The sequence below is a fragment of the Paraburkholderia sp. GAS82 genome, assembly GCF_050436285.1.
GTDB classification, from domain to species: domain Bacteria; phylum Pseudomonadota; class Gammaproteobacteria; order Burkholderiales; family Burkholderiaceae; genus Paraburkholderia; species Paraburkholderia phenazinium_B.
This window is the reverse complement of sequence record NZ_JBNDLX010000009.1, coordinates 196840-222711: the sequence shown is the minus strand read 5'-3', so window position 1 is coordinate 222711 and position 25872 is coordinate 196840. Positions and strand designations below refer to the sequence as shown.

Below are 25872 nucleotides of genomic sequence, written 5' to 3'. Positions count from 1 at the left end.
CGCGCGTCCCGAACAAGTTATCCACGTCTGTTTCGGATTCGTTTAGCGATGTTGACCATTCTTTACACTTATCCGACAACTCCTACATTTCTATCGGATTCCTACACATATAGAGTCGTCAATGTGAATAACCGATGTTCTTGTCGAATGGCCAGGTGTACTGTTATGCTAAAAAAAGCACAGCATCTGTGCACCTCCTCGGCCGCATCATTCCCGCACTCCCGATCGAGATCGACTCAGAGAACCTGCCGCTTCATGAATTCCCATCACGAACGCACCGAAGCGACTTCCTCCGCTCACCTTGACCGGCTGATGGACTTTCTGCGCGCGGACCCGCACAACGTATCGCTGCTGGGCGCCGCCGCGACTGCTGCCTACGACGCACAGTGTTTCGACGTTTGCGACGAACTGCTGAAGCGCCACAATGCGGCGACGGGATCGTTGCCACCCGCGTTGCTCAATCTCGAAGGCCTGTCGGCTATGTCGCAAAGCAACTTCGAGGTGGCACTAGCCGCGTTCGAGCAATTGCTTTCGCGTGAGAACGACCCCGCCGTGCGATACAACGCGGCGTACGCTGCGGCAATGCTAGGTCGGTTCGAGCACGCGATCGGCCTGCTCGACAGCCGCGTCATTGCGGCTATACCGCAAGCAACCGCATTAAAGATCCGCGCGCTGCATCACCTCGGTCATCTGCAGGAAGTCATCGCGCTCGCCGAGGCACATCTGAACAATCCGGAAACCGGTGCTGAAATCACCGGCCTGCTCGCGACCGCCCTGCTCGATGCAGGCGACATCGAAGGCGCTCGCCGCTACGCCGCCATGGCCCGCGAGAATGCCGACAGCTTGACCGTTCGCGGCATGCTGACGCTCGACGAAGCGAACAACGCAGACGCCATGGCGCTGTTCAGCGAGGCGCTCCAAACACGTCCCGACAACGTGCGCGCGCTCCTTGGCCTCGGTCTTGCGCTGCTCGCGCAGGAACGGTTCGCGGAGGCTGCCGCGCAGATGGACGCCGCCGCCGCCGCTTTCAAGACGCACGCTGGCTCGTGGATCGCCGCAGGCTGGGCACATTTTCTGAACGGCGACCGGATCCGTGCGCGTACCCGCTTCGAAGAAGCGGGCCGTGTCGATCGAGGCTTCGCGGAAGCGCCGGGCAGTCTCGCCGTAGTCGATTTCGCCGAGGGCAAGCTGGCTGACGCCAGGCGACATTCCGTCGCTGCGCTGCGACTGGACCGCGCGTGTCTATCGGCTGCGTTAGCCCAAAGCCTGCTCAGCAACGCGGATGGCGAAACAGACGTTGCTGCCGCCATTCGGGACGCGGCTCTAAACCGCCCACTCGATGCAAGTGGCAAAACCATCGCGCAGGCCCTCGCTCGCCGCGCCGCGAAGATGTCCTGAACCTACGGCGTCAACCTGCCGCGGGCCGCTGCAGCGAACCATTCGCTACACCCCGATTGCATGATCCAGATCTAACATCAAACAATCATGACAATTTACTTAATCCGCATACCTTACAATTAACAATCCTATCGTTTTTCAAAAAAAGCGAGAGACCGTCATAAATCATAGGCCGATATTGGGCGAAAAATGTCAGCAGACCAAGCTCTACAGATGATGTCTCAACTGTTCTGGAACAGTCTGCTGATAGCCGGTCCCATTCTGGCCGCTACGCTGGTCGTCGGGTTGCTCGTCAGTGTTTTTCAGGTGGTCACCCAGCTGCAGGAAATGAGTCTGAGCTACGTGCCCAAACTGGCGGTCGCCGTCATCGTCACCGTCGTGCTCGCCCCGTGGATGCTGGCTCGTCTTACCGGCTTCGCCACGTCTCTGTTCAACAATATTCCGAACCTCGGCTGATCAGATGCAAGTCGAAGTCGGGGTTGGCTGGGCGATGTCCGTCATGCTGCTGTCGCTACGTATTGGCCCAGTGTTTGTGCTGGCGCCGCCGTTTTCTCAAACCCAAACCCCGTTGCGGGTTCGGGTCTGTCTTGTCATGGCACTTTCGGCGTGCCTCGCACAACCCATCCCCGCGAGTGTCTATCAGGACGATGGCGCCCTGATGCTTTCCACTGCCTCCGAACTCCTGCTCGGGCTGATGGTTGCGTTCGCTTTTCAGGCCGCGTTCGCCGCGTTGTCATTTGCCGGCCGTGTGCTCGACGTGCAGGCGGGTTACGGCCTGGCGATGGTGATCGATCCCGGCTCGCGTAGCCAGGCACCCATGTTCGGCACGATCCTGGTTCTGGTCGCCGGCTTGATCTTCTTTGCCGCCAACGGTCAAGACGATCTGCTGCGCTTCCTCGCTACGTTAGTCCACGTAGTGCCCGTCGGGCAAGCGCATCTGCTCGACCGCCCGCAGGCATTTATCGGCTACTTCGGCATGGTCATGGGAATGGGCCTGACTGCCGTCGCAGCAACGATCATCACACTCTTCCTGCTCGATCTGGCAATCGCTTTCATGTCTCGCGCCCTACCGCAAATGAATGCCCTGATGCTCGGGCTGCAGGTCAAGACGATTGTAACCCTCGGGGTCATGGCACTCTCCGTAGGCCTCATCGCACCGGCCACGCTGCGGCTCATGAGCGCAGCGCTGGAATTCATCCCATCCCAACTCTAGCCCATGGCCGATACGGAACAGAACAAATCGGAACAGGCGAGCGGCTACAAACTCGCCCAGGCCCGCAAGAAAGGCATGGTGCCGCGCAGCCAGGAATTGGGGATGGCCGTGAGCCTGCTCGGTTGTGCCGGCTATCTAGCGATCTGGGGCGACGAACTGGCGTCGCGCTTTGCTTCGCTCAATGCGCAGGCCCTCGGCGAGGCGGGAATGCTTGCGGTTGGCGGCCACGCACTGCTGATGCGCATGGGTGCGTTGATGTCCCAGGTTGCCCGTCTGGTTGCGCCGTTGATCGGCATCATCACCGCAAGCGCGCTGGCGTCGGCAGTGCTGCAAACGGGCTTCCTGTTCGCTCCGGATGCCTTAAAGGCCGATTTCACCAAGCTCAACCCGGTCCAAGGGTTCAAACGCGTGTTTTCCATGCAGACGCTGGTCGAATCCGCCAAGGCATGCTTCAAGATGCTGGTGTACAGCGTGATCGTTTATTTCACGATCGCCAAGGTCGCGGTCACCGCTGCGCACGCTCCGCTTCTGCCCGACGCCCTCGCCCGTGAATTGTCGGCAAGCGGATTGCATCTGGTTTTCCTGCTTCTGGCAGCGGCCGTGCTGTTTGCTGTTATCGACCAGGCCATCGTGCGGCGTGCGTTCGCCAAGAAAATGCGCATGAGCCGTCATGAGCAAAAGCAGGAGGTCAAGCAGCGCGAAGGCGATCCACGCATCAAGCAGCGCCGCAGGCAGTTGCAGCGGGAATTGCTGCAGCGCTCGCGCAGCATGCGGGCCGTACGCGGCGCCGACGTGGTGGTCACCAACCCCACGCACTACGCAGTGGGTCTGAAATACGACCCGGCGCACATGTCCGCGCCAACGGTAATCGCCAAAGGCGCAGGCGACTTCGCGTTGCGTCTGCGGAAACTGGCATTTATCTACGGTGTGCCAGTCATCGAAGTGCCACCGTTTGCGCGCGAACTGTATTTCAAGGCGCCGCTCGAGCGGGAAGTGCCGGGCAACCTGTATAGCCGAACGGCTGCTGTCTATTTGCAGATTCGTCGCGCGCCGTCGCAAGCGAGGCCTGCATGACGCTTCAGTCACGCCTGCGCAATCACTCGGATCTGGCGCTGGTCTTCACGGTGGTCGTCATCCTGTTGCTCCTGTTCACGCCGATTCCGGCCGCGGCACTGGATCTTTTTATCATCATCAACTTTGCGTTTGCGTTCACGATCCTGCTGTTGACGTTCTATGTGTCGCGTCCGGTCGAGTTCTCAACGTTCCCGTCCCTGCTGCTGATCGCGACGCTGTTCCGGCTGTCGCTAAATATCGCCGCCACCCGCCTGATTCTGTCCGGCGCGGACGCCGGTCAGGTCATTGGCGCAATCGGTGAATTCGTCGTTCAGGGGAATTTCGTCATCGGGCTAATCGTCTTCTTCATTCTGATCGTGGTGCAATACGTGGTCGTGACCACGGGGGCTCAACGGGTCTCGGAAGTGGCGGCCCGCTTCGTGCTCGATGCAATGCCGGGTCAGCAGATGAGTATCGATGCCGACCTCAACATGGGTCTCATCGACCAGGAGGAAGCGAAGCGCAGGCGCAAGGCGCTTGAGAAAGAGGCCGGCTTTTATGGTTCGATGGACGGCGCAAGCAAGTTCGTCAAGGGCGATGCGATTGCCGGCATCATCATCATGCTGATCGACATTCTCGGCGGCTGGGCGGTCGGGGTTGCGCAAATGGGCATGCCGCTCGGGCAAGCATTGCAGACGTTCACCCTGCTGACCATCGGTGACGGTATCGTGACCCAGGTACCGGCACTGATCATTTCCGTTGCGACCGGGATCATCGTCACGCGCTCGTCGGCAGACGGCGAGCTGAGTCATGAGGTGCTTCGGCAACTGATCCAGTTCCCGAAGATCCAGCTGCTGGTGATGGTTGCGCTCGCCGCCCTGCTCGCGCTACCCGGCATGCCCAAATGGCCCGCGCTGATCCTGGCGGCGCTGGCTCTTGGTTCATGGCTGCTGGCACGGCGCAAGCTGGCGGCAGCAACCGGCACCGACGCAGGCGAAGCGCCCTACGTGGCGGCACAAGGTGCGGTTGAACTTCAGCAAGCATTGCCGGCGGTTGAGGTCTCCTTCGGGCCGGCGCTTACCCGGGCATGGATACCGCTGCAAAGCGTTCTGGCCGAACGCATCGCAACGTTTCGCAAGCAATACGCCGCGGAAATGGGCCTTAACGTTCCGCCGGTCGTCTTCCGCGACGGGTCGCTGCTTGGGGCGAACGACTACCGCATTCTGCTGTTCGGCGACCGTTTTGGGCACGCAACGCTCTATCCCGAGAAGACCCTCGCCATTCACTCATCGGATCACGGCGGCAAGCTTGCCGGTATCGCCACCAGAGATCCGGCGTTCGGACTGCCTGCGGTCTGGATCGATTCCGCGCAATTGACTCAGGCAAAGACGCTCGGCTACACCGCCGTCGATCCGTTGACCGTTCTCATCACGCATGTGACAGAGGTCATCAAGGCCAACGCGCCGGCATTGCTGTCGCGCACAGAGGTCGTGGCGATGTTGGAGGGCGTGCGAAGCCGTGCACCAGGACTCGTCGAGGAACTGGTGCCCAACGTGCTCGCCCTGAGCGACGTTCAACACGTGTTGCAGAACCTGCTCAACGAGCAGGTCTCGATCCGCAATCTCGATCTCATCGTCGAGGTGCTCGCCGATACCGGACGCCACGAGAAAGACCCCGCCAGTTTGAGCGACCGGGTGCGTCAACGTCTCGGCCACGGCATTTGCCAGCAACTCCAGGGGGATCACGAGGCGCTCGCCGTGCTGACCCTCGATCCCTCGCTCGAAGCGGCCATCGTGCAGAACCTGCAAGGCGCGGATGGCGCCGGCACGTTCGTGCTCGATCCACGGCTCGCGGAGCGTTTCCTCGCGCGACTTGGCGGACAAGTCGACGCAATGATGCGACAGAACGTGATGCCCGTGCTGCTGTGCCGCCCGGAAATCCGACGTCATCTCAAGACATTTACGCGCCGGGTCGCGCCGCGCCTCGCCGTGTTGTCGATGAACGAGGTGCCGCACTCCGTCAACCTCAGATCGTTCGCCATGGTAAGCGTCGAAGCGGCGCCCAGCCAGACGACGTCACACGGCATTGCCGCGCAGGCCGCCTAAACAAGGAAAGCAGACTAAACATGGACAACCTGATGACCCTCGCGACCGATCTGATCTCGCTCGAGACAAGGCGCGTCGAGACAGCCGGACAAAATATCGCGAACGTTGCCACGCCTGGCTACAAACGGCAAATCGCGTTCGACGATGTGCTTGCAGCAGGATCTGCAACAGGCGGCTCCGCTGTCGCGAATGCGCTGCCCCCCACTGGCATCGCTACCGATTTCGCTGCCGGTAAGCTGATCCATACCGGCAACCCGCTCGACCTCTCTATCAATGGTCAGGGATTCTTCGAGGTCGCTACCTCGAGCGGTCTCGCTTACACCCGCCTCGGCTCATTCCAGCGCGACGCCGACGGCCGCCTTGTGACCGGCAAGGGCGCGGCGTTACAGGCGATGGGGGGCGGCGACGTGGTGGTGCGTTCGAACAACTGGCATGTCGAACGCGACGGCACACTCGTCGATGACGGCAACCCATCCGTGGTGATTCGCGTCGCGACTTTCCCGGATCCGTCCCGGCTCACACGTGGAGACGATGGCTTGTTCCACGCGAACGGAGCACAAGCCGTTGACGTCGACCCGCCGCAACTGGTGCAAGGCTTTGTCGAATCGTCGAACGTCTCGGTCGGCAACGACATGATGCAGATGATGGAAGCGATGCGGCGCATCGAATCGGGGCAGAAGCTCGTGCATGCGTATGACGACATGATCGGAACGGTTCTACAGAGGTTGGGAGATATCCAGGCATGAACAACGTTTTCTATATCGGCGCGACGGGTCTAAACGCGCAGCAGAGCGCGGTTGACATCACCGCCAACAACATTGCAAACATGAATACGCCCGCATTCAAGCGCGGAGTCGTGTCGTTTTCGGAATTGCTGACCTCGGCGGCGGCGCCGCTGAATCGCGCTACCGCGAGTGGCGTCGTCAATTCGCCTGCTGGTGTCGCAGCCGACTCGTCACTGCACGTGTTCACTGCCGGCGAGTTGCGCACGACCGGGAACCCGCTGGACCTGGCGATTCACGGCGACGGCTTTATCGAGCTGGCGTCCGATTCCGGGCAAACCACCCTTTGGCGCGGCGGCGTCCTTCATGTCGGCGCCGACGGCTACCTTGCTGCACCGAACGGCGCACCGTTGAAGGCAATGATTTCGGTGCCCCACGACGCAGCCGGCATCACGATCTCGCCAACCGGACAGGTGCAGGCGACGATCCCGAATCAGGCCGAACCGCTCAATATCGGCGAGCTGGAACTGGTGATGCCCGCAGACACGCGGGCGCTGCAATCAGCCGGGGATGGGGTCTACAAGATTCAGGACGAAAGTCTTGTCGTCTCGCGCGCCAAGCCTGGCGAAGACAACGCCGGTACCTTAGCGCAAGGCTTTAGCGAAGCATCCAATGTGTCCCTGTCCGACGAACTCATCAGTCTGATGTTGTACCAGCGCGCTTATGCGTCGAATGCACGGTTGGTTCAGGTCGGAGATGAGTTGATGGCACTGGCGAACGGATTGAAGCGTTAGAGATCTGCTGAACACATGCAACCTGAACTCCAGCCGGGCACACGGCGCCTGACCGGTCTCGTACGCTCAACGCAACGCTGCGCCGCATCTTCCGTCGTTGCCCTCGGTGCACTCTGCTGCGCCGTTACGCACGCCCATGCAGTCGATCTCTTCAAGAGCGACACCTATCAGTCGCTCACGGCGGACCGACGTGCCTCGAAACCCGGCGATATCGTCACAGTCCTGGTGTACGAGAACTCGACGGCGAGCAACACTGCCGACACCTCGACCAAAACCAACGTCGGTCTGCAAGGCAACGTCTCCACCATGTTTGCCGGCAACAACGCCGCGCAAGTCGGTCTCGGCGATAACTATGGTGGCCGCGGGCAAATCCAGCGCACCGGCCGCCTGCTCGCCCAGATCAGTGCGCGCGTGACCGAAAGCGAGCCGAACGGCGATCTGATCGTCGCCGGTAGCCAGGCAATCGACGTCAACGGGGAGAAAACGCAAATCCATCTGCAAGGCCGGGTGCGCCCCGTCGATATCACCGCCAACAACACCGTTCAATCGAACCGACTTGCGGACGCGAAGATCGACTATGTCGGCGAGGGCTTTATCACCGACCGTTCCAAACCCGGACTGATTCCCCGTCTCTTCGCATGGCTAGGATTATGGTAAAGCGGCTCATCACCCGGTCCCTTTGTTGCACGTTGCTGTTTGGCTGGCTCGGTATCGGCCAGGCGGCCACCGGCGAAGTGCGCCTGAAAGACCTCGGAACGTTTCTCGGCTGGCGCGACAACATGCTGGTCGGCTACGGCATCGTCTCCGGCCTCGCAGGCTCGGGCGACACGCCGCGCAACCAGGCTACCCGCCAGGCGATAACGAACATGATGTCCCAGTTCGACCTCAACCTGACACAGGATCAGCTGCAGAGCCGCAATGTCGCGATGGTGATGATTACCGCCTCGTTGCCGCCCTCGGCAAACGTCGGCCAGAAGATCGATGTGAACGTCACCTCCATGGGCGACGCGCGTAGTCTTGGCGGCGGCACGCTGATCATGACGCCACTGCGTGGCCCCGACCGCAAGGTCTACGCGCTGGCGCAGGGACCCGTAACCGTTGGCGGCTATCGCTATGACGCGAACGGCAACCTGCGCCAGAAAAATCATCCGACAGTGGGCATCGTGCCGGATGGCGGCGTGGTTGAAGTCGCTGTGCGCGCCGATCTCGTCACCGAGGATGGCTACCTGAATTTCGTCCTCAAACACGCGGACGCGACAACGGCAGAACGCATCGCTCAGCGGATCAACCAGACGATGGGAGGCGGGAGCGCACGTTCCGTCGATGCCGATACCGTCCAGATACGTGCTCCGGGGGAGTCGCGCAGCCTCAATCAATACGTCGCAAGTATCGAAACGCTGAGCGTCGTGCCCGACCAGGATTCACGCGTCGTCATCAACGAGCGTACCGGCACCGTGGTCGCCGGTGGCGACACCCGCATTTCGCCGATCACGATCTCGCACGGTGACATTCGTGTCACCGTTGCGACCCAGTATTCGGTGTCACAGCCGGACCTGATCGGTGTTACGGGTCCCGGTGTACGCAGTCTCGTGGTCGGCAATAGCGAAATGTCGGTCGATGAAACGGGTCAGACGGTCGCCGCGTCCTATCCCCACGGCTCGGTCGGCGAACTGGTTCAGGCACTATCGAAAAGCCGGGTCAGTACACGCGACGTCATTGCGATCCTTGAAGCCATCAAGGCGGCCGGGGCACTACACGCCGACATCATCGTTCAATAAATCATCAGGAAAACAAGCTCATGACCGCAAACCTTGTGGCTGCCATCGCCGGCAAGGCACTCGACGGGCTGTTCGTTCGTCAAGCCGTTACCGCCAACAATGTAGCCAACGCCGCTTCGGAGAATTTCACGCCGCTTCGGGTGTCGTTTGAAGATGCGCTGAGAGAAGCCGCAGCACAACGGAGCGGCGACACGCCAGACGCGGTGCTGGCTCGCGTGGCCGATGTCCGGCCGGGTGTCGATGCACCACTGCCCATCGGTTCCAATACGGTCAAGCTGGATCAGGAGATTGCAACCGCCTCCGAAACCTCGGCACGCTATGCCATGCTCATCGGCATGCTCGACCGCTCGCTGCAGTTCGAGCAACTCGCAGTCAAGGGAGGCTAAACGCATGAGCAGCAGCATCTTCGCCATCGCCCGTTCAGGTCTCGATGTCGAGCGCCAACGCATGGAAGTGATCGCGCAGAATCTCGCCAATGCCAGTACCACGCGTACCGCATCCGGAACGCCCTACCAACCTGTGCGACTTATTTCCGGCCCGCAAATGGCGCCGACTTTCGCCGCGCAGCTGCAAGCGACGGACCACCCCGGTAGCGCCGCCTCGACCGCTCCATTCGCGCTAAACGGAGTTCAGGCCTACGGTATCGAACAAGTCGATTCACCTGCGCGCCTGGTGTACGACCCCGCTCATCCCCATGCCGACACCAAAGGCTTCGTTGCCTATCCGGGCGTCGATCACGCGGGAGAAATGGCCTTGATGGTCCAGACGCTGAGGGTCTACGAGTCCGACGTAGTGATGTTCAATTCAGCCCGCTCGATGTACATGCGGGCGCTCGACCTGGGAAGCCACTCATGACCGTTGCCGAAATCACCGCGACGCAATCGGCGTTCCTTGCGCCGACCTGGCAATCAAGCGTTGCCCAGCAATCGCATGAAAGCTTCGGCGACATGCTCATATCCGGCGCGCAGCAGGTTGACCGCTCGGTTACTGCGGCCGATAACGCTGTCGTGGACTTTTCGCTCGGCAAGGATATGCCGCCGCATCAGGTCATGATGGCATTGGAGGAAGCTCGAATGTCGCTGCAGTTTGCATTACAGGTTCGCTCACGGCTGGTAGAGGGCTATCAGGAACTCATGCGGATGCAACTCTAGAATGGAATCCGGAATGTCGAGCTTGACTTCGTACTTCACTGAAGGCCCCCGTCGCCGGCAGTTCACGCTCGCCGGGGTGCTGGCGCTGCTGCTGGTCGCCATTTTGCTGGCCGCGTACCTCGTACTGCGGCCGCACTATCAGGTACTGTTCAGTGACCTCCGGCCGCAGGATGCGTCGACCCTCATCGCGGCGCTTGAAAAGCAGAAGGTCCCCTACCGGATCGACGAGAAGTCGTCCGCGATTCTGGTTCCTGAAGGCGACACACGTGCAATGCGCCTCAAACTCATGAGCGGTGACCTACGGTTGCAAGGTGCAGTCGGGTTCGAACTGTTCAACAACTCGGATCTGGGCCTGACCGACTTCGCCCAGAAAGTGAACTATCAGCGCGCGTTACAGGGCGAGTTGGCGCGCACGATCATGACACTCGACGACATCGATCTCGCGCGCGTCCATTTGACCTTACCCGAATCGTCGATCTTCCATCGCGATGCGGCCCGCCCCAAGGCATCGGTCGCGCTCTTCATGCGCGAGGGTCACGTGCCTGCGCCCGATACCGTGCGCGGGATTCAACGACTCGTGGCGGCCACCGTGCCTGAGTTATCGCCGACCGACGTCATCGTGGTCGACCAGAAAGGCGACCTCGCGAATGCCAGAGGCAACGATCTCGACGATCCCAAATTCACCTTGAAAGCGGCGCTCGAACGCCATTACGAACAGAAGATCCTGGCCCAGCTCGCCCCGCTCATCGGCTCCAGCCACGCGTCGGTCAGCGTCGACGCAACACTCAACTTCGATCAGGCACGAACCACAAGGGAGTCGGACCTCACCCAACCCGTCCCGGACCCCGAAAACCGGCTGCCCGCTGTGGCGGCTTCGCTGCCAGGCTCCTCTGGCCGGCAGGCGATCCCTGCCGGGTTGCCGCCGTTGCCGTCGCCAACCGCTGCGGACGGAACCCGAACCGATCGCAAACTCGAACAGACCGTCTCGGAGCCAGGCTCGCTCCGGCGGCTGTCGGTGGGTATTGTGCTCGACCACCCCTTGCCGCGGGAAGACCTGACGCGCGTCCACGCGGTAGTCGCCGCCTCGATCGGCCTCGATCTAACGCGAGGCGATGTGCTGTCGATTTTTGTGGGAAGTCCAGTTGCAGCGCAAGGTGTCGCGGAAGCATCCCTTGGAGAAACCCCACAAGCCGGCGGCGCAAGCAGCGCAGAAGCCGTTACGTCATCGCAAGCGGGCGAGCCAGGTGCAGCCGGCGGCCGCCATCTGGACGCGCTGACTCCCGATGCGCTGGCGGGCGCACGCGCCAAAGCGAACATTGGGATGTGGCCGCCAGGCCAACCCGCCACGATGGTATTCGCCATTTTGCTGGTCGGCTTCGTGGCTGCTTTGCTTTTCCGGCTTTCGCGTCGAAAGTCCGCTGCTCGCGTGGGCGCGTTGAGCCAGCAACAGCGCGAGGAGTATGTCGTGCGTTTGCGCCAGTTGCTTGCGCAGCAAGGAGGTGAACAATGAGCGCCGTCGGGCAACAAGCCAACGTATGGCACCTACGCCGCGCGGTCGCCGACCTGAGCCGTTGCTCGATCGAGGACATCGAGGCGATCTGGGCCGCTCTTTCTGCCAGCGAGCGTGAGAAACTGCGACCGCTGCTCGCCAAAACACCGTATCTGAGCGAAACCCGTCTGGATTCGCTCCAGGTCGCTGGCAAAGTCAGCAACGAGGCCGTCGCAAGCGATTACGCGGTGTCAGAGGTGGCAGCGGGGTTGGCACGCGTGGGCGCTGCTCTGCCGAACGAACTCATGAGCCGGCTTCTGTGCTGCTTCGACGCCCAAACCCGCGAAGCGGTAGTCAAGGCAATGCCCGCCGACCGGCAGGCGTTTCTCACATCTGCTGCGACGCGCGCCTATGGTATGACCGAAGGCGCGCGAGCCGCGTTGCGGAAATCCGCATTTACAGCGATCGAGCAAACGGAGCCGTCCGAACCGCTGGCTGCCCCGATGTCCGCGCCGTTTGGCCACAAGATCCGGCGTTGGTTGGGGCGGCAGGCATGAGCCGACTATTGAGAGCTGGCGACATCACTGTCAGCGTCGTCCGCAAGGCCCTCGAAGAACGAACCCCGGCCGAAGTCGACCCCGACTGTATGGACTCGCACCTCGGCGGTCATCGCGAAACGTCTGCCAGCGGCTCGGAACGAGAAGGCCTCGAACGCCGGGTTGCCGAACTCGAACAAGCCGCAATCGAACAGATGCGCGAGTTCGAAGCTCTGGAGCAGGCCGCCTATCAACGTGGCATGGACGACGGTATCAGGTGCGGAGCGGCCAACGTCAAACGTGACCATGATGAGCAGCTCAATGTGCTGCGCGCCGGCGTCACGGAAGCATTGGACGTGTTCCGTCAGCGATTGACTGCCGTCGAAACACTGGCGCTCGATCTGACTCACGTCGCACTTGAAAAGATTTTCGGTAATACGAGCATGCACGCTGAACTCGTCATTCAGACAGCACGACATCACCTCGGACAGCTATCGGGCAACTCTGCGATTGGCGTGCGGGTATCCGCGGCCGATTTTGCCGACGCCGAACGCTTGCAGGTGACTTTCGGCCTCGTCCCAGAGGCGCAGCATCCTGCGCTTTCGGTTCGCGCCGATCCTCACCTGTCCTCGGGCACATGCCTGATCGACCTGACACTGGGGCGACTGGACGTCAGCTTGCCGCAACAGAAAGCAAAGGTGGTCGATGCATTAGAGAAACTGCGAGCGGACAGCTGACATGCGACAGGATCATCCCTACGTTACAACCATGCGCGGCGTCGATCCCACCCTGAGGCTCGGAACCGTCACACGCGTGATGCCGACGTTCGTTGAAGCGGATGGTCCCGGCATCCCGCTCGGCTCGCTATGCACCCTCGGTATTCCAGGTTCTCAGCAGGGATTCGCCGAGGTCGTCAAGGTCGAACGGGGGCGCGTAACGCTAGTGCCGTATACGCCAGTATCGTCTCTTTGCGTTGGCGACACAGTGACCGCGACGCAGGTCGGCGCCACGATGCCAATCGGACCAGCCTATCTTGGACGCGTCATCGATTCGCTCGGGCGGCCGCTCGATGAAGCGCCGCCGATTCTTGCCCATGAAGCATCCTGGCCACTCGCGGGGGTCAGCACACCGCCCCTTGGCCGTCTTTCACCTTCAGTCCCACTCAACACGGGGATTCGGGTCATCGACAGCCTGCTCACGTTGGGTGTCGGTCAGCGTGTTGGCATTTTTGCTGGCAGTGGAGTCGGCAAGACGACGCTGCTCAGCAGCCTCGCAAGCCATGTCGAAACGGATGTCTGCGTCCTGTGTCTGGTCGGCGAACGCGGTCGCGAAGCCGAGGACTTCTGGCATCGCTCGCTGTCTGCAGATGCGCGCGCCCGCTCGATCATGGTCGTGGCCACGTCCGACCAGCCCGCCGTGATGCGCGCCCGCAGCGTACTGGTCGCGCTGTCGCTTGCAGAGTATTTCCGCTCCCGCGGCTCGCATGTGCTTCTCCTCATCGACTCGGTGACCCGCTACGCGCTCGCTCTGCGTGAAATAGGACTCGCGGCGGGCGAGCCGCCGACTGTACGCGCCTACACGCCCAGCGTGTTCGCCGCGCTACCCAAAATCGTTGAACGATGCGGTGCGCTTAAAGGCGGCGGTGCTATTACCGCGTTGATGACGGTGCTCACCGAGACGGATGAGGTTGACGATCCCATGGCGGAAACGATGCGCGCGCTGCTCGATGGACACATCGTACTTAGCCGCGAGCTGGCCGAACAAGGTCATTTTCCCGCCGTTCAGGTACAGCGTAGCGTCAGTCGGGTGCTGCGGGACGTCACGCTGCCCGAAGAGCGGCGGCTTGCCGCGGACGTAGTTGCGCAACTGGCGCTCTACGATAGCTCGCGCACGCTGATCGAAACCGGCCTTTATATCGCCGGCAGCAACCCCGCGCTCGACCGCGCGTTGCGACTGCGCCCCACATTGATCGACTTTCTGCGCCAGGACACGAAAGAAGCGTTCGCGCGTAAGCCGGCTCTCGAGAAACTGGCCAGATTGCTCAAGGAAACGCGATGAGCAAGCGGAGGCAGCTCAATACAGCAAAGATAGTCGTCGAAGTTCGCCGTCTCCAGCTCGAACAGGCGCGCGCGGAAGTTCAACGCCGCACGCAGGTGCTTGAGCACGCGCAGGCCCGCGAGCAGCAAGCATTCACCCATCTCAATGCCGCGCTAGACGGATGGCGCGAGACCCTGTGTACCGCAGACGGCCTTTCGCCAGTGCTGGCGTGGAACGGGGCGGGCGCCGTCGCGTCGGCACGTACCGTGCATCTGCGGACGCAGCAGGACACCGAGGATGCAACGGCGCACATCTTTGAGAAGCGCACCGCGATGCTGAGTTGCGAGCGCCGGGCTGGCGAGGCAAAAGATCGCCTCAAGCAGGCGCGGCGCCGCTTCGCGCGTGACCTTGAGGAGCGCCAAGCTAGCAGCATCGAAGATAGATATCTGTCGGATGGAGATCGCTCGTGAATATCAGCACCTCTCGCACATGCGTGGAAACGCCTGCAAAAGCAAACTCGTCGTCCCCGGCGAAGAACCACGACTGCAACCCGTTCCAGCAGGTGCTACGCGTGATGGAGAAGACCATGTGGACCGGTGCGGAAGCGGGAAGTAGCACGGGACACACGTCGCTGCGCGCCGCGTCACCTCTTCGTAACCTTGTCGGAGGTCACGCACACACCCCGACCTCGTCCGCGGACAGCGCGCCTGCATGTGGCGACACGACGCCCCCATGCACGACGCTCGCTGTTCACGAGCGTCAACCTTTCCTTGATAAGGTATCCAAGGTTTCCGAACGGTCGGACCTCGCAGGCAGACCGGCGCAGCAAGAGCCGGCCCCGGCGGGATCTGAATGGCTCGCACTGTACGCGCGAGTTGCATGCGCACAGGCAACCCCATCCGACGTGACGCGTCAGACCAAGACAGTAGACGCTGCTCCCGCGCCGGAGTGCACTCGTATCGGCCCTTCGCCACCCACCTCTGTTACCGATAGCGCGGCCCCCTACCGGCTAAACGTGAGCGTCGAAGCGGGCTGCATTGCGATTGCCGCTCGCATCGATCATGCGAGCGCCGTTGATGTCGATACCCTGAAGCAAAAGGCCTTCGCGGAAGCACGTCGGCACGGCGCACGCGAGGTTCGGCTTGTGATCAATGGCATCGAACAAACCCCGATTTATTTCCCAGGAACGCCCTATGGCCATTAGCCCAGTCAGTTCGACCAGCGATGTCAACAACCGCATCGACTCGATGGGTCTCGATATGCAGTCGCTGTTGCAGATCATTCTGACCCAGCTTACCTATCAGGATCCGCTAAAGCCGGTTGACAACTTCGAATTCGTCTCGCAACTCGCCCAGTTCACCTCGCTCGAGCAAACGCGTCAGATGACCGACAAGATCGACAATCTGCTATCGGTCCAGTCGGCAACCCAAACTTTGGGGCTGCTCGGCCGCAATGTCGACGTGCAGACCGACACCGCGCTGCTGAGCGGAGTCGTCAAAAGCGTGTCGTTCAAGGATTTGCAACCGCAACTGACCGTCGAGACCGACAGCGGTCAGTTCCTCACAAACGCAACCATTTCGCAGATCGTTTCGGTCCGCTGAAGGAGAGTGCATATGCTGGAAAGCATTTATATCGGCATGAGTGGGTTGACCGCCTACTCGAAAGGGCTGCAAACCATCAGCAACAACGTCGCCAACCTGAACACGGCGGGGTTCAAGACCTCGACGCCGCGTTTCGCCGACCTGTACTACGGACAGCAGTTCCAGCAAGGAGCATCCGGATCCGGCAACGCGGGCCAGTTCGGCAGCGGCGTCGAGTACGCCTATTCGTCTCTGAACTTTGCGCAAGGCGATCTGCGCGCGAGCAACGGTCAACTTGACCTTGCCATTCAAGGCAACGGCTTTCTATCGTTGCTGGATGGATCAACGACCCGATATGCCCGCACCGGACAGTTCGCGATCGGCAACGATGGCTTTATCGAAGACAAATCGACCGGACTCAAACTGGCGGCCTTGACCTCCTCGGGCAGCCTCGGCCCCATTTCGATGACGGGCAAGCAGATCAGCCCCCCGCAGGCGACCCAGACCGTTGAGTTCAGCGACAACCTCTCGCCTGCTTCTACGAATTTCTCTATACCGAACGTGAACGTCTATGACGCAAACGGCGGCAAACACACGCTGACAGTCGCGTTCACACCGGATTCGGACATCATGCCCGGCCGCTGGAAGGTCACGGTCACCGACGAAAACAATTTGCCGGTTCAGGAAAGCACGCTGCAGTTCAACGGCGGAATTCCAGAACCTGGACGGGACAAGATCGATGTCACGCTGAAGCCAGTCGATGCCCCAGCGCTAACTTTCACGCTCGATTTTTCTTCGGGTGTGACAGCTTTTTCGGCGGGCAGTTCGTCAACGATGCGTGTCTCGAAGAGCGATGGCTACGCGACCGGTACCCTCTCGTCGATGAACATCGATGCAGACGGTCAACTCGTCCTGGCGTATTCGAACGGTCAGAGTGACACCGTCGGCACAGTTGCGCTCGCAAGTTTCAAGAATCCTCAACAACTCGTCCAGATAGGCAACGGCTTTTTTGACGCATCGCACACCGCGCCGCCGGACTACGGCGCGAGCAGCAGTGGAGCAATCGGACAATTGATGGCAGGCGCGACTGAAGCCTCCAACGTCGATCTGTCGAGCGAGTTTGGTCAACTCATCCTGATACAGCGTGGATTTCAGGCATCGTCGCAAGTGGTCACCGCCGCCAACGAAATGATCATGCAGCTATTCCAGATGCGAGGCCAAGGGTGAGCGTGGTACCGATTCGCTGGCGTCCGCTCGGCCCGCGCGATCTCGACGCGGGCCGAGCCCGCCTCATGGAGGCAATTGGGCCATGGCAGGAACAATGGTTTGCACATCCGTTCGTGCGCGTCGAATCTGTCTCGCTGATCAAGCCGGCGGACGGATTTGTTGTGCCTGCCACAGCATCGACCTGGAAATGTGGCACCGACGTGTGGTTGTGCGCGTCCGCCCGTTCAGCCTCAGACATCGTCAACGGCGCGCTTGATCTGCCGAAGTCGTTTACCCCCGTGGGAGAGCCCGCAATTGGCGTGTTGGCCGATTTCCAGGCGAAGCTCATCGATTCGCTGTTCGCAGTCATTCGCGACGCACTAATGCTTCCTGTGACGGAGGATTTCGCGCCCGTTTCTGTGCGGGACGCGGTCATACCGCTTTGCGTTCCCCGCGGTGCCGCGCACTTTCGCGTCGTGACGAATGACGGTGAAGACCTGCTGTCGATCATTTGTGGCGCTGAAACCCTGTGGCGCTGGCTGCCGGTCGCGGTCAATGCCAGGCCGGCGACGCCGCAACAATTGGAGAGTCGCGCCGTAGCGATAGAAAGCAGCCGGCTTCGCATCGCTGCCACGCTCGGACAGTGCGAGCTGACCGCCGCGCAGCTCGCCACGCTTGCTGTCGGCGACGTGATCGCTCTGGATCACCCGATTGGCGACGCTGTGCCTCTCATCCTCACCAGCCGCGATTGCACACGATCGACTTTGATTGCGATGGGCAAGCCGGGGCAACGCGCCGGCAAATTTTCGATTCAACTTACCTCGATCCCGGAGGCCGACAATTTATGAAATCAAATGCTTCACCCATTAAACCGCTAGTAATGCGGGTCGACCTGCCAGAACAACGACCAGCCCACGAGGACAAGGACGCCGCGCGCCCGATGCTTGAGCTGCTTGACGACGTCAAGGTAAAAGTCGACATCCATCTCGGATGCGCTGAGCTGACCGTCAAGGACTTGATGGGACTGCGTGTAGGCTCGGTGATCGAGCTCGATCGACATCTGGGCGATACGATCGATGTCCTGCTCAACGCACGCATGATCGCTCAGGCCGAAATCGTCGCCGTCGGCGAGCAATTCGGCATTCGCATCACAAATATCCCCGGCAAGCAATGAGCACACCTGTCCACGCTTCCTGGCTTCAGGACGCCTCTTTGGGCGCAAGCGCAGCGTCCAGCGGACTGACGGCATCGTTGGGCTCAGGTTCCGCATGGGCCGGTATCGACCTCGTTCGCACCGTTTTCGCTCTGGCTCTGTGTCTCACGTTAGGTGTCGGCGCGATTCTCCTGATTCGACGCGGTCAAGGCGCCGCGCGGAAACCGCTGCCTGGGGCAGGTGCCCGCTGCATACATGTCGTCGATTCCGCGCGTCTGAATCCACGCGTCACACTCCATCTGGTCGAGTATGGAAACCGCACTGTGCTTCTCGCCGTGGACGCAAACGACATTAAGCTGCTTGACTCACATGAGAATGCCGTCCCGGAGCCACGCGCATGACCGCTGGCAAAGTGACCGCGTTTCTGCGCGCCTTTATCGTCGCATGGGCACTGGGTTGGGTTACGTTTCACGTCGTACCCGCAACGGCGGGCACATTCTCGGGTAACGATGCCGTGACGCTGTCATTGGCGTCACCCGCGCACGATCTGGCGAAGGATAGCAAAGGCGTATCCGAAACCGTCCGGATCGCGACGCTTCTGACCGTATTGAGCGTGGCTCCCGCGTTGATCGTCTCGATGACGGCGTTCATCAGAATCGCAATCGTTCTCTCCATCATCCGGCACGCCTTCGGCATGCCGGAGACGCCTCCCACCCCTGTGCTCATTAGCCTCGCGCTATTTCTCACCGTGTTCGCTATGCTGCCGACATTGCAGACAATCAATCAGGACGCACTTCAGCCTTTCATGCACGGTCAGATTGAACTCGCGCCGGCACTCGAGCGCTGCACGGCGCCGATCCGCGACTTCATGCTGCGCCAGGTACGCGAGGACGAATTGAAGCTGATGTATGAGCTCTCGCGCCAGCCGTTGCCGCAAACGCCTGCCGAAGTGAGTTTGCTTCAACTCACGCCGGCGTTCATTCTGAACGAGTTGCGCGTTGCATTCCAGATTGGGTTCGTCGTGCTGTTGCCATTTCTGCTCATCGATCTGGTCGTTTCCAGCGTATTGCTTTCGCTTGGCATGCTGATGGTTCCGCCGGCAACGATCTCGCTTCCGTTAAAAGTGCTGATGTTTGTTCTGGTGGATGGTTGGGGGCTGGTGTTGCGAGGCGTACTGGGAAGCTTCAAATGAGCGTGCCGGCGCATACCGGTGCACCCATGAGCGAAGATAGCAATCGAACCGGCCTACAGGCAGTTGAACATGTCTTGTGGACCCGGTTCGGAGTCGAGTCCACGGCGTCGGCGCGCGAGGCCGTGTTTGTGCACTACCTGCCTTACGGCCGGGCGATCGCCGCCCAGCTCTACGCCGGCCGGCACCGTGACGACGTCGAATTCAAGGACTTCCTGCAGTTGGCCTGCATTGGCTTGCTGGAGTCGATTGACCGGTTTGAACCCGAACGCGGTATCCCGTTTCAGACGTTCTGCACGCCGCGGCTCAAAGGCGCTGTGCTGAGCGGAATTACCAGATTGACCGATGGTCAGGAGCAGGTGTCGTTGCAACGACGCGTGCGTCGTGAGCGGCTTACCTCGCTTGACGACGATCAGTCATGTGATACGTTTCAAACCCTTGCGACGATCGCGGTCGGGCTGGCAATCGGCTTTCTTCTCGATGACACCGGGCTGTTCGAGGAAACTACCGCAAAGCCGACTCCATATGGCAACGCCTATCAGACGATTGCATTGCGACAGACCAAGGAACGGCTCCATGGGGCGGTCGAGCAGCTTCCTGAGCGGAACCAGAGGATCATTCGCTACCACTACTTCCATGGGCTGGGATTCGAGCAGATCGGCAATATCCTTGGAATAACCAAAGGGCGAGTTTCGCAATTACATCGCGCGGCACTGCTCGAACTCCGGACCCGGATCGGGGACACCCAACATCTCTTTACCGTGAGTTAGGATCATGACCGTCAAATACGACTCTCCCGGCCAAAGCCGCGATGCCGCCATTATGTCCATCACGTCTATCCCACGCTGCTGATACGCCCCGCCATGGACCCCATCTCCACGCTCAATCAGGTCATGCTGCTTCTGCGTCAGCAGCTTGCCGAAAAATCCAGGCGCTCGCAGACGGCGTCATCGAGCCAGCAGACAAGCCCATCCTCGGCGGCCCGGAGCGCGCCACAGCGAACAGAAACCGACAGCGGGCGAGATGCGATCCGCGCACAGGTTGATCCACTGCGCGCAGCAGGGATTGCGGACGACAGACAGCTATTTCGCTCGGCGGTGGAAGGACTGCTGCTACGTGAATTTGGCACAGAAGTCGGCAACGATGCCACGTTCCATCAAATGGGCGACTGGGTAAGCAAGTGCCTGGAGGAGGAGCCACATACGCGGAAGATGCTGCTAAAGCTTATCGAAGGGTAAACCCGTTGTCCTGCGCCCGACCCTTTACCAGTTCCCGCGGCGTCACCCCCAGCAACCGGTTCATCCAGTGCGCCAGATGACTCTGGTGCGCAAACCCGGTCTCAAGCGCCACCTGGCTCGCACTTAACCTGCCCTGCAGCAACAACGTCTGCGCCCGCTCGACGCGCCGCTGCACGACATACTGATGCACGGGCATACCAAGCGTCTCGCGAAACAGCACCTTGAAATGCGGCACACTGAGGTCGGCTAGCGCAGCCAGTTCCGCGAGTGTGAGACGCTGATCGAGATTGCCCTCGATAAACTCCACCACCCGCGCCGCCGTCCGCGCGGCGAGACGTTTACTGCGCTTGCCCTCAAGCGGCGGCGCCTCCTCGAGCAGGCGCACGATCATCGCCGTAGCGAGGCTCTCTGCGTAAAGCGGATCGGAAGCATCATCCGCCTCGAGCTCGGCGCGCAAGGCCCAGGCCAGATGCTGAAAACGCGGATCGCGCATCTGGAACTGCGGACGAATCTCCGCCCGATTCCCACGTAGCTCCATTTGCTCCAACGTACGCCGCGCGAACGCGTCGGCAAACCAGACGCTGAAGATCGTGCAACTGGATTCGTCGGCCCATTGACCGTCGAGTCCCGCCGGAATCACGTCCGTGTCGCCCGGCGATTGCAAACGCACATGACGTCGTTCGTTGCACAGACAGCGCGCCTTGACCGGCGTGCCGACATGTATGCCGACACGGTGATGTTGCAAAGCCGGAATCCGGTGCACGCCCGCAGCCACGCTGACCAGTTCTGCGCCGAATCCGTTCCAGCCAAGTCCAGCGCTCGATCGCAGACTGGTGCGGGAGCCGGAGTGCGGTACGGGGACAGGAATCGCGGCGTTCATTGCGGCCCTCCAGGATGTCGACAGACGTTGCCTGCATTGTGCGGCGTTTTCTTGCGGCCTGCTTGACGTGCGCGACGCGTGGTGCCGCCAGGCGAGGCGGCGGCAAATCGACGTCACCGTGCGCCACAAAAACCACCATCCAGATCTGCTCGCTTCAATCCATCTGTGTGCGTTTTGCCTGCTAGCCGCTCCTATGATGGCCACACCCTATCTGTCCACAAGGAGCGCAACGTGTATGTGATATTTGGAGCAGCAGGCAATGCGGGAGGCATCACAGCGGCACGGCTGCGTGATGCAGGCCGTGCGGTGCGGGCGGTTGTCCGCCATGAACACCAGGGCGAAGTGCTGGCAAAGCTCGGCTGCGAGATCGCGTTAGCTGACCTCACGGATCGCGCTTCGGTCGCCAAGGCGATCGAGGGTGCAGACGCGGTGCAGATTCTCTGCCCGCTGCCGCGTGACGATCCGCATCCCGCGGATTCGATGCGACACATGATCGACGTCGCAGCCAGCGCGTTGCGAGCTAACCCGCCGCCGCGGGTCCTCGCGTTGTCCGACTATGGAGCGGAACTGGATCGCGGCACCGGTATCACGCTGCTGTTTCACTACCTGGAGGCGCAGTTAAAGCCTGTGGAGAGCCACCTGACCTTCCTGCGCGCAGCAGAGCATATGCAAAACTGGGGACGTGTGATGCCCGCCGCGTTGAAGGCAGGCATGCTGCCGAGCTTGCATCAACCGCTCGACAAACGCTTTCCGACCGTCTCGGCACAAGACGTGGGGCGGCTCGCCGCGGATCTGTTGCTGGACCACGACCCGGCCGGGGAGATTACGCCACGTATCGTCAGTATCGAAGGCCCACAGCGCATCAGCGCGCTCGATGTCGCGCGCACACTCGGCGAGCTAGGCGGACGTGAAGTCGTTGCGCAGGCATTGCCACGCGAGGCATGGACACCCATGCTGCTGCGCGCCGGCCTCAACGCCGAACACGCACGCTTGGTCACGGATCTCTACGAGACGCACAACGCAGGTCGCATCGATGTTGAAGCAGGTGTTGGCGAACGGCGTTTCGGCACCACGGAGCTTCTGGAGGTGCTGGCGGCGATGTTGCCGAGGGTCGGAGTGACCGAGAGCTAGGCACACGATTGCGCGGATGTCCCTCAGCGACCCACTGCGTGACATCCGACGCGAATGTCAGTCACTCGTTCTCATCAAAGTAATGCCCAAACTTGACCTGCTTCGTCCGGATATACCGCTCGTTCTCCTCGCGCATCGGAATCGCCAGCGCGACCCGCTCGCACACAGGAATGCCGTGTTGCGACAAGGTATCGAACTTCTTCGGATTGTTGCTCATCAACCGCACCGAAGTGACCTTCAGCGTGCGCAGAATCCCTGCGGCTGAATCGTACTCACGCGAATCGTCGGGCAAGCCGAGATCCAGATTGGCCTCCACCGTGTCGCGGCCCTGCTCCTGCAATGCATACGCGCGGATCTTGTTGGACAGGCCAATGCCCCTCCCCTCATGTCCACGCAGATACAGCAGCACGCCGCGACCTTCGGCAGCGATATAGCGCAACGCGAGATCGAGCTGCTCGCCGCAATCGCAGCGATATGAGCCCAGTACGTCGCCCGTCAGACATTCTGAATGCAGGCGGGTCAGCACCGGTTCGTCATTGGCAACGTCGCCCATCACAAGCGCGAGATGTTCGGTGCCGCTGTCGCAAACGCGAAAAACGTAAGACGTGAATGTGCCGTAGCGGGTGGGAAGCGTGGCGACCGCGTCGAGAATGACGCATTCGCCGTTATGTTGGCCGTCTGCAATCGACGGATCTTGAGGCGTGGGCATGGCGTTAGGCAAAGGCACTGACATGAACCCGTGAACAACCGGGGATAAAGTACGGAACTGGAGTTTACCGCTAATCGGCCCCGTTCACCTGCACACGTGCCTGCCGGTGAAAGAGGCTCTGGCAAACCACCCTTCCCGTCGTCAGCCGTCCGTACAAAAGCACCACACCAGGGATTTGCCCATGAGTGCCTGATTACCTTGCGCGGCCTATACTGGAATCGCCTGTCCTTTCCGACCGCATGTCCATCGCGACGTGCTGCACTGCGATATGGAGCCGCTCTATGACTAGCGTTGCGCAACTTCTCAAATCCAAACCGAATCGGGACGTCTACACGGTTGCAGCAGATGATTCCGTCTATGACGCGATCAAACTCATGGCGGACAAGCAGATCGGTGCGCTGGTCGTGACCGAAGGCGAGAGCATCGCCGGAATCGTCACGGAGCGGGACTATGCGCGCAAGGTTGTGCTGATGGATCGCGCGTCGAAAGCCACGCCGGTGCGCGACATCATGAGCCGCGCGGTACGCTTCGTCCATCTCACCCAGACCACCGACGAATGCATGGCACTCATGACCGAGCGGCGCATGCGCCACCTGCCGGTGATCGATCAGGACAAACTGGTGGGAATGGTGTCGATCGGCGATCTGGTGAAGAACATCATCGCCGAGCAGCAGTTCACGATTCAGCAACTCGAGTTCTACATCACAGGCGAGCATCCCTGACGCTTCGCCGCGCAGCGACGACGGCCGCCGCCGCAAAAAAAGCCCAAGCCATCGAGGGTTGGGCAAAGCTACCTTGCGGCAGCGGAGGTTTCTGAGTTTTCGTATCGGCAAATATGCCGTGCGCATCGATTCACGTCGGTCGCAGCGGCATATCGCCTGGTTCTCTGGCGATGCACACCGTTTGATGTGCACGCCTTATGACGCTTTATCACACAACGAACCGGTCATCCTGCATACCGGCCCAGCCTGGCTGCAACCAGATTAGTGGCCTTCATAAATCCGTTGGCTCGGCACGGTCGGCGTCGCCGGCTGCATGGTGCCCGAAGCCGATGAACCGCTTGTCGACGGACCATAGCCGGTCGTATCCGCCACACCCTGCTGCGCTACCGGCGGATTTTGAGCCTGGATGCGCTGTTCCGCGGCCTGCACGTCGGCCGGATAGTTCGGGTCATTGGCCTCTGCCGGGTTGTAGCCGGCCTGCTCCAGCTGGATCAACTGATTCTTGACTTCAGCACGCGTCATCGGCTGCTGACTGGTATCTGCTGCCTGCGCGAACGCAGCGGCCGGAGCAGCGAGGATTGCGGCAATAGCGACAGCTTGAATAAGTGACTTCATGATGGCTTACCTCCAGACTTGGTTTTTTTGCATCGCTTGACACACCATGTGAAAAGCGAGTAGTTCCAGTCTAGCCACCACCATCCCAAGGGAAAACCCTTAATTTCGAGATATATAATTGCGAGATTCGCAAGATTAAATGGGGAACCCGAGCAAAACCTCATAGACCTGACAAGTATTGCGTAGCAATTGCCTGTTCCGTAAGCTTTGCAAGCCATTTGTTAAGCAAATGCTTTCTAAACCGGTCGTAGCTTCCGGAAAACAGGACCGTCAGGCCATTCAAAGCGACCCAATGGGCGCGCGGGAGAGCGGCATCAGCAACTTGCGCGGCCCGCTGACGAACGGGCTACCCGGCTCATAAAAGCGCAACGGGCGGTGCATCTCCCGCGACAGTCCAATGCGTGTGGTCGCGGCCACCGCCGTTTGCTCTGCCTCTATACACCCGATCCAGAGATCCTGGCCGGTACACAGATCGCGTCCGTCAAACGCTTGCCCGATGCCGAGCGCGATCGTGAGCCGGCCGGGTCCGCGGGCGAGATCGCGCAAACTGACGCCCGGACGGCGCGCCTGCATCAGGGCAAGGCCCTCGAGCGGTTCAATTGCCCGAATCAGGATACCCGCGCCCGTCCCTTCGGCCTCGCTGGACATGTTCAGCATGTACGAAACCCCGTACGTTAGCCGCACATAGGCGTGGCCGCGCGCCATAAACAGCGAGGCGTTATAGGCGCGCAGACCGATAAACGCATGCGAGGTCGAATCGCCGACCGGATAGGCTTCCGTCTCGACAATCCGCCCACTGATGCGTCCTTCGGGCAGGTCGTGAACCACATACTTGCCGACCATGTAGCGGGCCAGTTCGACCGTATCGAGCGGCAAGTCGTTGCGGTGCAGCGGCAGGATCGGAAGAGGTCTGTCGGTCATGGTCAGGTGGAGGATAAGTTGCCCGTGCAACGAGAGGCGGGGGCAATGCGGCGCAATGATCTGCTGTTTATTGCAATTGTCGGTCAGTCCGTTGTGCAAAAGCAGCATTTCCCTACACGCTTACGTTCAGGATTCTTTCAAGTAGGGTATCGTTACATTCCGGCCAGTAGCACAGCCCTCGCCGGCTTGCGCGTGCCTCGGCCCGCTTGATCAGCAGACAGGTTTGCATCACTAGCAACATCGTTCTACTCA

At 60.8% G+C, this 25872-nt stretch carries 32 protein-coding genes; 28 read left to right on the top strand and 4 right to left on the bottom strand.

Annotated elements, in window-relative coordinates; all coding sequences use genetic code 11:
• Positions 1–255 precede the first annotated feature (255 nt).
• The 26 genes from P3T17_RS27105 (at position 256) to P3T17_RS26980 (ending at position 20642) form a co-directional block, all read left to right on the top strand.
• Positions 256–1398, top strand: coding sequence for a tetratricopeptide repeat protein (locus tag P3T17_RS27105; RefSeq protein WP_429409533.1), 1143 nt, complete (start codon positions 256–258; stop codon positions 1396–1398).
• Between the two features lie 189 nt (positions 1399–1587).
• Positions 1588–1854 carry a flagellar biosynthesis protein FliQ gene (fliQ, locus tag P3T17_RS27100; protein WP_122156053.1) on the top strand — a complete coding sequence of 89 codons (267 nt, stop codon included), beginning with the start codon at positions 1588–1590 and terminating at the stop codon, positions 1852–1854.
• Positions 1855–1858: 4 nt separating this feature from the next.
• Entirely contained in the window at positions 1859–2611 is a 753-nt protein-coding gene (locus P3T17_RS27095) for a flagellar biosynthetic protein FliR (protein WP_429409532.1), read from the top strand.
• Between the two features lie 3 nt (positions 2612–2614).
• On the top strand, positions 2615–3685 hold the full coding sequence (locus P3T17_RS27090) for an EscU/YscU/HrcU family type III secretion system export apparatus switch protein (protein ID WP_429409531.1): 1071 nt from the start codon (positions 2615–2617) through the stop codon (positions 3683–3685).
• The gene (locus P3T17_RS27085) at positions 3682–5769 is read left to right on the top strand and encodes a flagellar biosynthesis protein FlhA (protein WP_429409530.1); all 2088 of its coding nucleotides are present in this window, start codon (positions 3682–3684) and stop codon (positions 5767–5769) included. Before P3T17_RS27090 ends, P3T17_RS27085 begins: the two co-directional genes overlap by 4 nt.
• A gap of 20 nt (positions 5770–5789) precedes the next feature.
• The gene (locus tag P3T17_RS27080; protein ID WP_429409529.1) at positions 5790–6515 is read left to right on the top strand and encodes a flagellar hook-basal body protein; all 726 of its coding nucleotides are present in this window, start codon (positions 5790–5792) and stop codon (positions 6513–6515) included.
• Entirely contained in the window at positions 6512–7285 is a 774-nt protein-coding gene (locus P3T17_RS27075) for a flagellar hook-basal body protein (protein WP_429409528.1), read from the top strand. The genes P3T17_RS27080 and P3T17_RS27075 overlap by 4 nt, the downstream gene beginning before the upstream one ends.
• Positions 7286–7300: 15 nt before the next feature.
• Positions 7301–7942 (top strand): flagellar basal body L-ring protein FlgH, encoded by a 642-nt coding sequence (locus tag P3T17_RS27070; protein ID WP_122156059.1) that lies wholly within the window; start codon positions 7301–7303, stop codon positions 7940–7942.
• Positions 7936–9063, top strand: coding sequence for a flagellar basal body P-ring protein FlgI (locus tag P3T17_RS27065; protein ID WP_429409527.1), 1128 nt, complete (start codon positions 7936–7938; stop codon positions 9061–9063). Before P3T17_RS27070 ends, P3T17_RS27065 begins: the two co-directional genes overlap by 7 nt.
• Before the next feature lie 20 nt (positions 9064–9083).
• Complete coding sequence (locus P3T17_RS27060) at positions 9084–9449, top strand: flagellar basal body rod protein FlgB (protein ID WP_429409525.1); 366 nt, start codon at positions 9084–9086, stop codon at positions 9447–9449.
• Positions 9450–9453: 4 nt separating this feature from the next.
• Positions 9454–9918 (top strand): flagellar basal body rod protein FlgC, encoded by a 465-nt coding sequence (gene flgC, locus P3T17_RS27055; RefSeq protein WP_429409524.1) that lies wholly within the window; start codon positions 9454–9456, stop codon positions 9916–9918.
• Positions 9915–10214 carry a flagellar hook-basal body complex protein FliE gene (gene fliE, locus P3T17_RS27050; RefSeq protein ID WP_429409523.1) on the top strand — a complete coding sequence of 100 codons (300 nt, stop codon included), beginning with the start codon at positions 9915–9917 and terminating at the stop codon, positions 10212–10214. Before flgC ends, fliE begins: the two co-directional genes overlap by 4 nt.
• A gap of 13 nt (positions 10215–10227) precedes the next feature.
• Positions 10228–11724 (top strand): flagellar basal-body MS-ring/collar protein FliF, encoded by a 1497-nt coding sequence (gene fliF, locus P3T17_RS27045; RefSeq protein ID WP_429409522.1) that lies wholly within the window; start codon positions 10228–10230, stop codon positions 11722–11724.
• Positions 11721–12260, top strand: a complete 540-nt coding sequence (locus tag P3T17_RS27040; RefSeq protein ID WP_429409521.1) for a hypothetical protein — start codon at positions 11721–11723, stop codon at positions 12258–12260. Before fliF ends, P3T17_RS27040 begins: the two co-directional genes overlap by 4 nt.
• Positions 12257–12976 carry a hypothetical protein gene (locus P3T17_RS27035; protein ID WP_429409519.1) on the top strand — a complete coding sequence of 240 codons (720 nt, stop codon included), beginning with the start codon at positions 12257–12259 and terminating at the stop codon, positions 12974–12976. The genes P3T17_RS27040 and P3T17_RS27035 overlap by 4 nt, the downstream gene beginning before the upstream one ends.
• Before the next feature lies 1 nt (position 12977).
• Positions 12978–14297, top strand: a complete 1320-nt coding sequence (locus tag P3T17_RS27030) for a FliI/YscN family ATPase (RefSeq protein WP_429409518.1) — start codon at positions 12978–12980, stop codon at positions 14295–14297.
• On the top strand, positions 14294–14746 hold the full coding sequence (locus tag P3T17_RS27025) for a hypothetical protein (RefSeq protein ID WP_429409516.1): 453 nt from the start codon (positions 14294–14296) through the stop codon (positions 14744–14746). The genes P3T17_RS27030 and P3T17_RS27025 overlap by 4 nt, the downstream gene beginning before the upstream one ends.
• A 545-nt stretch (positions 14747–15291) precedes the next feature.
• Positions 15292–15480, top strand: coding sequence for a hypothetical protein (locus P3T17_RS27020; protein ID WP_429409515.1), 189 nt, complete (start codon positions 15292–15294; stop codon positions 15478–15480).
• The gene (locus tag P3T17_RS27015) at positions 15470–15877 is read left to right on the top strand and encodes a flagellar hook assembly protein FlgD (protein WP_429409514.1); all 408 of its coding nucleotides are present in this window, start codon (positions 15470–15472) and stop codon (positions 15875–15877) included. The genes P3T17_RS27020 and P3T17_RS27015 overlap by 11 nt, the downstream gene beginning before the upstream one ends.
• A 12-nt stretch (positions 15878–15889) precedes the next feature.
• Positions 15890–17083, top strand: coding sequence for a flagellar hook protein FlgE (locus P3T17_RS27010; protein ID WP_429409513.1), 1194 nt, complete (start codon positions 15890–15892; stop codon positions 17081–17083).
• Positions 17080–17910: a FliM/FliN family flagellar motor C-terminal domain-containing protein gene (locus P3T17_RS27005; protein WP_429409512.1), complete on the top strand. Its 831-nt coding sequence runs from the start codon at positions 17080–17082 to the stop codon at positions 17908–17910. The genes P3T17_RS27010 and P3T17_RS27005 overlap by 4 nt, the downstream gene beginning before the upstream one ends.
• Positions 17907–18236 (top strand): flagellar motor switch protein FliN, encoded by a 330-nt coding sequence (fliN, locus tag P3T17_RS27000; RefSeq protein ID WP_429409511.1) that lies wholly within the window; start codon positions 17907–17909, stop codon positions 18234–18236. Before P3T17_RS27005 ends, fliN begins: the two co-directional genes overlap by 4 nt.
• Entirely contained in the window at positions 18233–18616 is a 384-nt protein-coding gene (locus tag P3T17_RS26995) for a flagellar biosynthetic protein FliO (RefSeq protein ID WP_429409510.1), read from the top strand. The genes fliN and P3T17_RS26995 overlap by 4 nt, the downstream gene beginning before the upstream one ends.
• On the top strand, positions 18613–19407 hold the full coding sequence (gene fliP, locus P3T17_RS26990; RefSeq protein ID WP_429409509.1) for a flagellar type III secretion system pore protein FliP: 795 nt from the start codon (positions 18613–18615) through the stop codon (positions 19405–19407). The genes P3T17_RS26995 and fliP overlap by 4 nt, the downstream gene beginning before the upstream one ends.
• 26 nt (positions 19408–19433) lie before the next feature.
• Entirely contained in the window at positions 19434–20174 is a 741-nt protein-coding gene (locus P3T17_RS26985; RefSeq protein ID WP_429409508.1) for a sigma-70 family RNA polymerase sigma factor, read from the top strand.
• A gap of 93 nt (positions 20175–20267) precedes the next feature.
• Positions 20268–20642: a hypothetical protein gene (locus P3T17_RS26980; RefSeq protein WP_429409507.1), complete on the top strand. Its 375-nt coding sequence runs from the start codon at positions 20268–20270 to the stop codon at positions 20640–20642.
• On the opposite strand, the gene P3T17_RS26975 is transcribed toward P3T17_RS26980, so the two are convergent.
• Entirely contained in the window at positions 20629–21522 is an 894-nt protein-coding gene (locus P3T17_RS26975) for a helix-turn-helix transcriptional regulator (RefSeq protein WP_429409506.1), read from the bottom strand. The two genes, P3T17_RS26980 and P3T17_RS26975, sit on opposite strands and share 14 nt — an antisense overlap.
• A gap of 231 nt (positions 21523–21753) precedes the next feature.
• Between P3T17_RS26975 and P3T17_RS26970 the strand changes: the two genes are divergently transcribed.
• A complete protein-coding gene (locus P3T17_RS26970) occupies positions 21754–22653 on the top strand; it encodes an NAD(P)H-binding protein (protein WP_429409505.1) in 900 nt (299 codons plus the stop codon).
• Positions 22654–22714: 61 nt separating this feature from the next.
• Here the strand turns inward: P3T17_RS26970 and ribA are convergent, their stop codons facing one another.
• A complete protein-coding gene (gene ribA, locus P3T17_RS26965; protein WP_074268363.1) occupies positions 22715–23362 on the bottom strand; it encodes a GTP cyclohydrolase II in 648 nt (215 codons plus the stop codon).
• A 281-nt stretch (positions 23363–23643) separates the two neighbouring features.
• On the opposite strand from ribA, the gene P3T17_RS26960 reads away from it, so the two are divergent.
• A complete protein-coding gene (locus P3T17_RS26960) occupies positions 23644–24084 on the top strand; it encodes a CBS domain-containing protein (protein ID WP_074268362.1) in 441 nt (146 codons plus the stop codon).
• Between the two features lie 261 nt (positions 24085–24345).
• Here the strand turns inward: P3T17_RS26960 and P3T17_RS26955 are convergent, their stop codons facing one another.
• Together P3T17_RS26955 and P3T17_RS26950 are read right to left on the bottom strand one after the other, a co-directional pair.
• A complete protein-coding gene (locus tag P3T17_RS26955; protein WP_074268361.1) occupies positions 24346–24699 on the bottom strand; it encodes a DUF4148 domain-containing protein in 354 nt (117 codons plus the stop codon).
• Positions 24700–24978: 279 nt separating this feature from the next.
• Positions 24979–25620, bottom strand: coding sequence for a DNA-3-methyladenine glycosylase (locus P3T17_RS26950; protein WP_429409504.1), 642 nt, complete (start codon positions 25618–25620; stop codon positions 24979–24981).
• Positions 25621–25872: the final 252 nt, after the last annotated feature.

Bases quoted from the DNA above. Each gene is read 5' to 3' on its own strand.
- P3T17_RS27105 (WP_429409533.1), top strand. From the start codon at position 256: ATGAATTCCCATCACGAACGCACCGAAGCGACTTCCTCCGCTCACCTT.
- fliQ (WP_122156053.1), top strand. From the start codon at position 1,588: ATGTCAGCAGACCAAGCTCTACAGATGATGTCTCAACTGTTCTGGAAC.
- P3T17_RS27095 (WP_429409532.1), top strand. From the start codon at position 1,859: ATGCAAGTCGAAGTCGGGGTTGGCTGGGCGATGTCCGTCATGCTGCTG.
- P3T17_RS27090 (WP_429409531.1), top strand. From the start codon at position 2,615: ATGGCCGATACGGAACAGAACAAATCGGAACAGGCGAGCGGCTACAAA.
- P3T17_RS27085 (WP_429409530.1), top strand. From the start codon at position 3,682: ATGACGCTTCAGTCACGCCTGCGCAATCACTCGGATCTGGCGCTGGTC.
- P3T17_RS27080 (WP_429409529.1), top strand. From the start codon at position 5,790: ATGGACAACCTGATGACCCTCGCGACCGATCTGATCTCGCTCGAGACA.
- P3T17_RS27075 (WP_429409528.1), top strand. From the start codon at position 6,512: ATGAACAACGTTTTCTATATCGGCGCGACGGGTCTAAACGCGCAGCAG.
- P3T17_RS27070 (WP_122156059.1), top strand. From the start codon at position 7,301: ATGCAACCTGAACTCCAGCCGGGCACACGGCGCCTGACCGGTCTCGTA.
- P3T17_RS27065 (WP_429409527.1), top strand. From the start codon at position 7,936: ATGGTAAAGCGGCTCATCACCCGGTCCCTTTGTTGCACGTTGCTGTTT.
- P3T17_RS27060 (WP_429409525.1), top strand. From the start codon at position 9,084: ATGACCGCAAACCTTGTGGCTGCCATCGCCGGCAAGGCACTCGACGGG.
- flgC (WP_429409524.1), top strand. From the start codon at position 9,454: ATGAGCAGCAGCATCTTCGCCATCGCCCGTTCAGGTCTCGATGTCGAG.
- fliE (WP_429409523.1), top strand. From the start codon at position 9,915: ATGACCGTTGCCGAAATCACCGCGACGCAATCGGCGTTCCTTGCGCCG.
- fliF (WP_429409522.1), top strand. From the start codon at position 10,228: ATGTCGAGCTTGACTTCGTACTTCACTGAAGGCCCCCGTCGCCGGCAG.
- P3T17_RS27040 (WP_429409521.1), top strand. From the start codon at position 11,721: ATGAGCGCCGTCGGGCAACAAGCCAACGTATGGCACCTACGCCGCGCG.
- P3T17_RS27035 (WP_429409519.1), top strand. From the start codon at position 12,257: ATGAGCCGACTATTGAGAGCTGGCGACATCACTGTCAGCGTCGTCCGC.
- P3T17_RS27030 (WP_429409518.1), top strand. From the start codon at position 12,978: ATGCGACAGGATCATCCCTACGTTACAACCATGCGCGGCGTCGATCCC.
- P3T17_RS27025 (WP_429409516.1), top strand. From the start codon at position 14,294: ATGAGCAAGCGGAGGCAGCTCAATACAGCAAAGATAGTCGTCGAAGTT.
- P3T17_RS27015 (WP_429409514.1), top strand. From the start codon at position 15,470: ATGGCCATTAGCCCAGTCAGTTCGACCAGCGATGTCAACAACCGCATC.
- P3T17_RS27010 (WP_429409513.1), top strand. From the start codon at position 15,890: ATGCTGGAAAGCATTTATATCGGCATGAGTGGGTTGACCGCCTACTCG.
- fliN (WP_429409511.1), top strand. From the start codon at position 17,907: ATGAAATCAAATGCTTCACCCATTAAACCGCTAGTAATGCGGGTCGAC.
- P3T17_RS26995 (WP_429409510.1), top strand. From the start codon at position 18,233: ATGAGCACACCTGTCCACGCTTCCTGGCTTCAGGACGCCTCTTTGGGC.
- fliP (WP_429409509.1), top strand. From the start codon at position 18,613: ATGACCGCTGGCAAAGTGACCGCGTTTCTGCGCGCCTTTATCGTCGCA.
- P3T17_RS26985 (WP_429409508.1), top strand. From the start codon at position 19,434: ATGAGCGAAGATAGCAATCGAACCGGCCTACAGGCAGTTGAACATGTC.
- P3T17_RS26980 (WP_429409507.1), top strand. From the start codon at position 20,268: ATGGACCCCATCTCCACGCTCAATCAGGTCATGCTGCTTCTGCGTCAG.
- P3T17_RS26975 (WP_429409506.1), bottom strand. From the start codon at position 21,522: ATGAACGCCGCGATTCCTGTCCCCGTACCGCACTCCGGCTCCCGCACC.
- ribA (WP_074268363.1), bottom strand. From the start codon at position 23,362: ATGCCCACGCCTCAAGATCCGTCGATTGCAGACGGCCAACATAACGGC.
- P3T17_RS26960 (WP_074268362.1), top strand. From the start codon at position 23,644: ATGACTAGCGTTGCGCAACTTCTCAAATCCAAACCGAATCGGGACGTC.
- P3T17_RS26955 (WP_074268361.1), bottom strand. From the start codon at position 24,699: ATGAAGTCACTTATTCAAGCTGTCGCTATTGCCGCAATCCTCGCTGCT.
- P3T17_RS26950 (WP_429409504.1), bottom strand. From the start codon at position 25,620: ATGACCGACAGACCTCTTCCGATCCTGCCGCTGCACCGCAACGACTTG.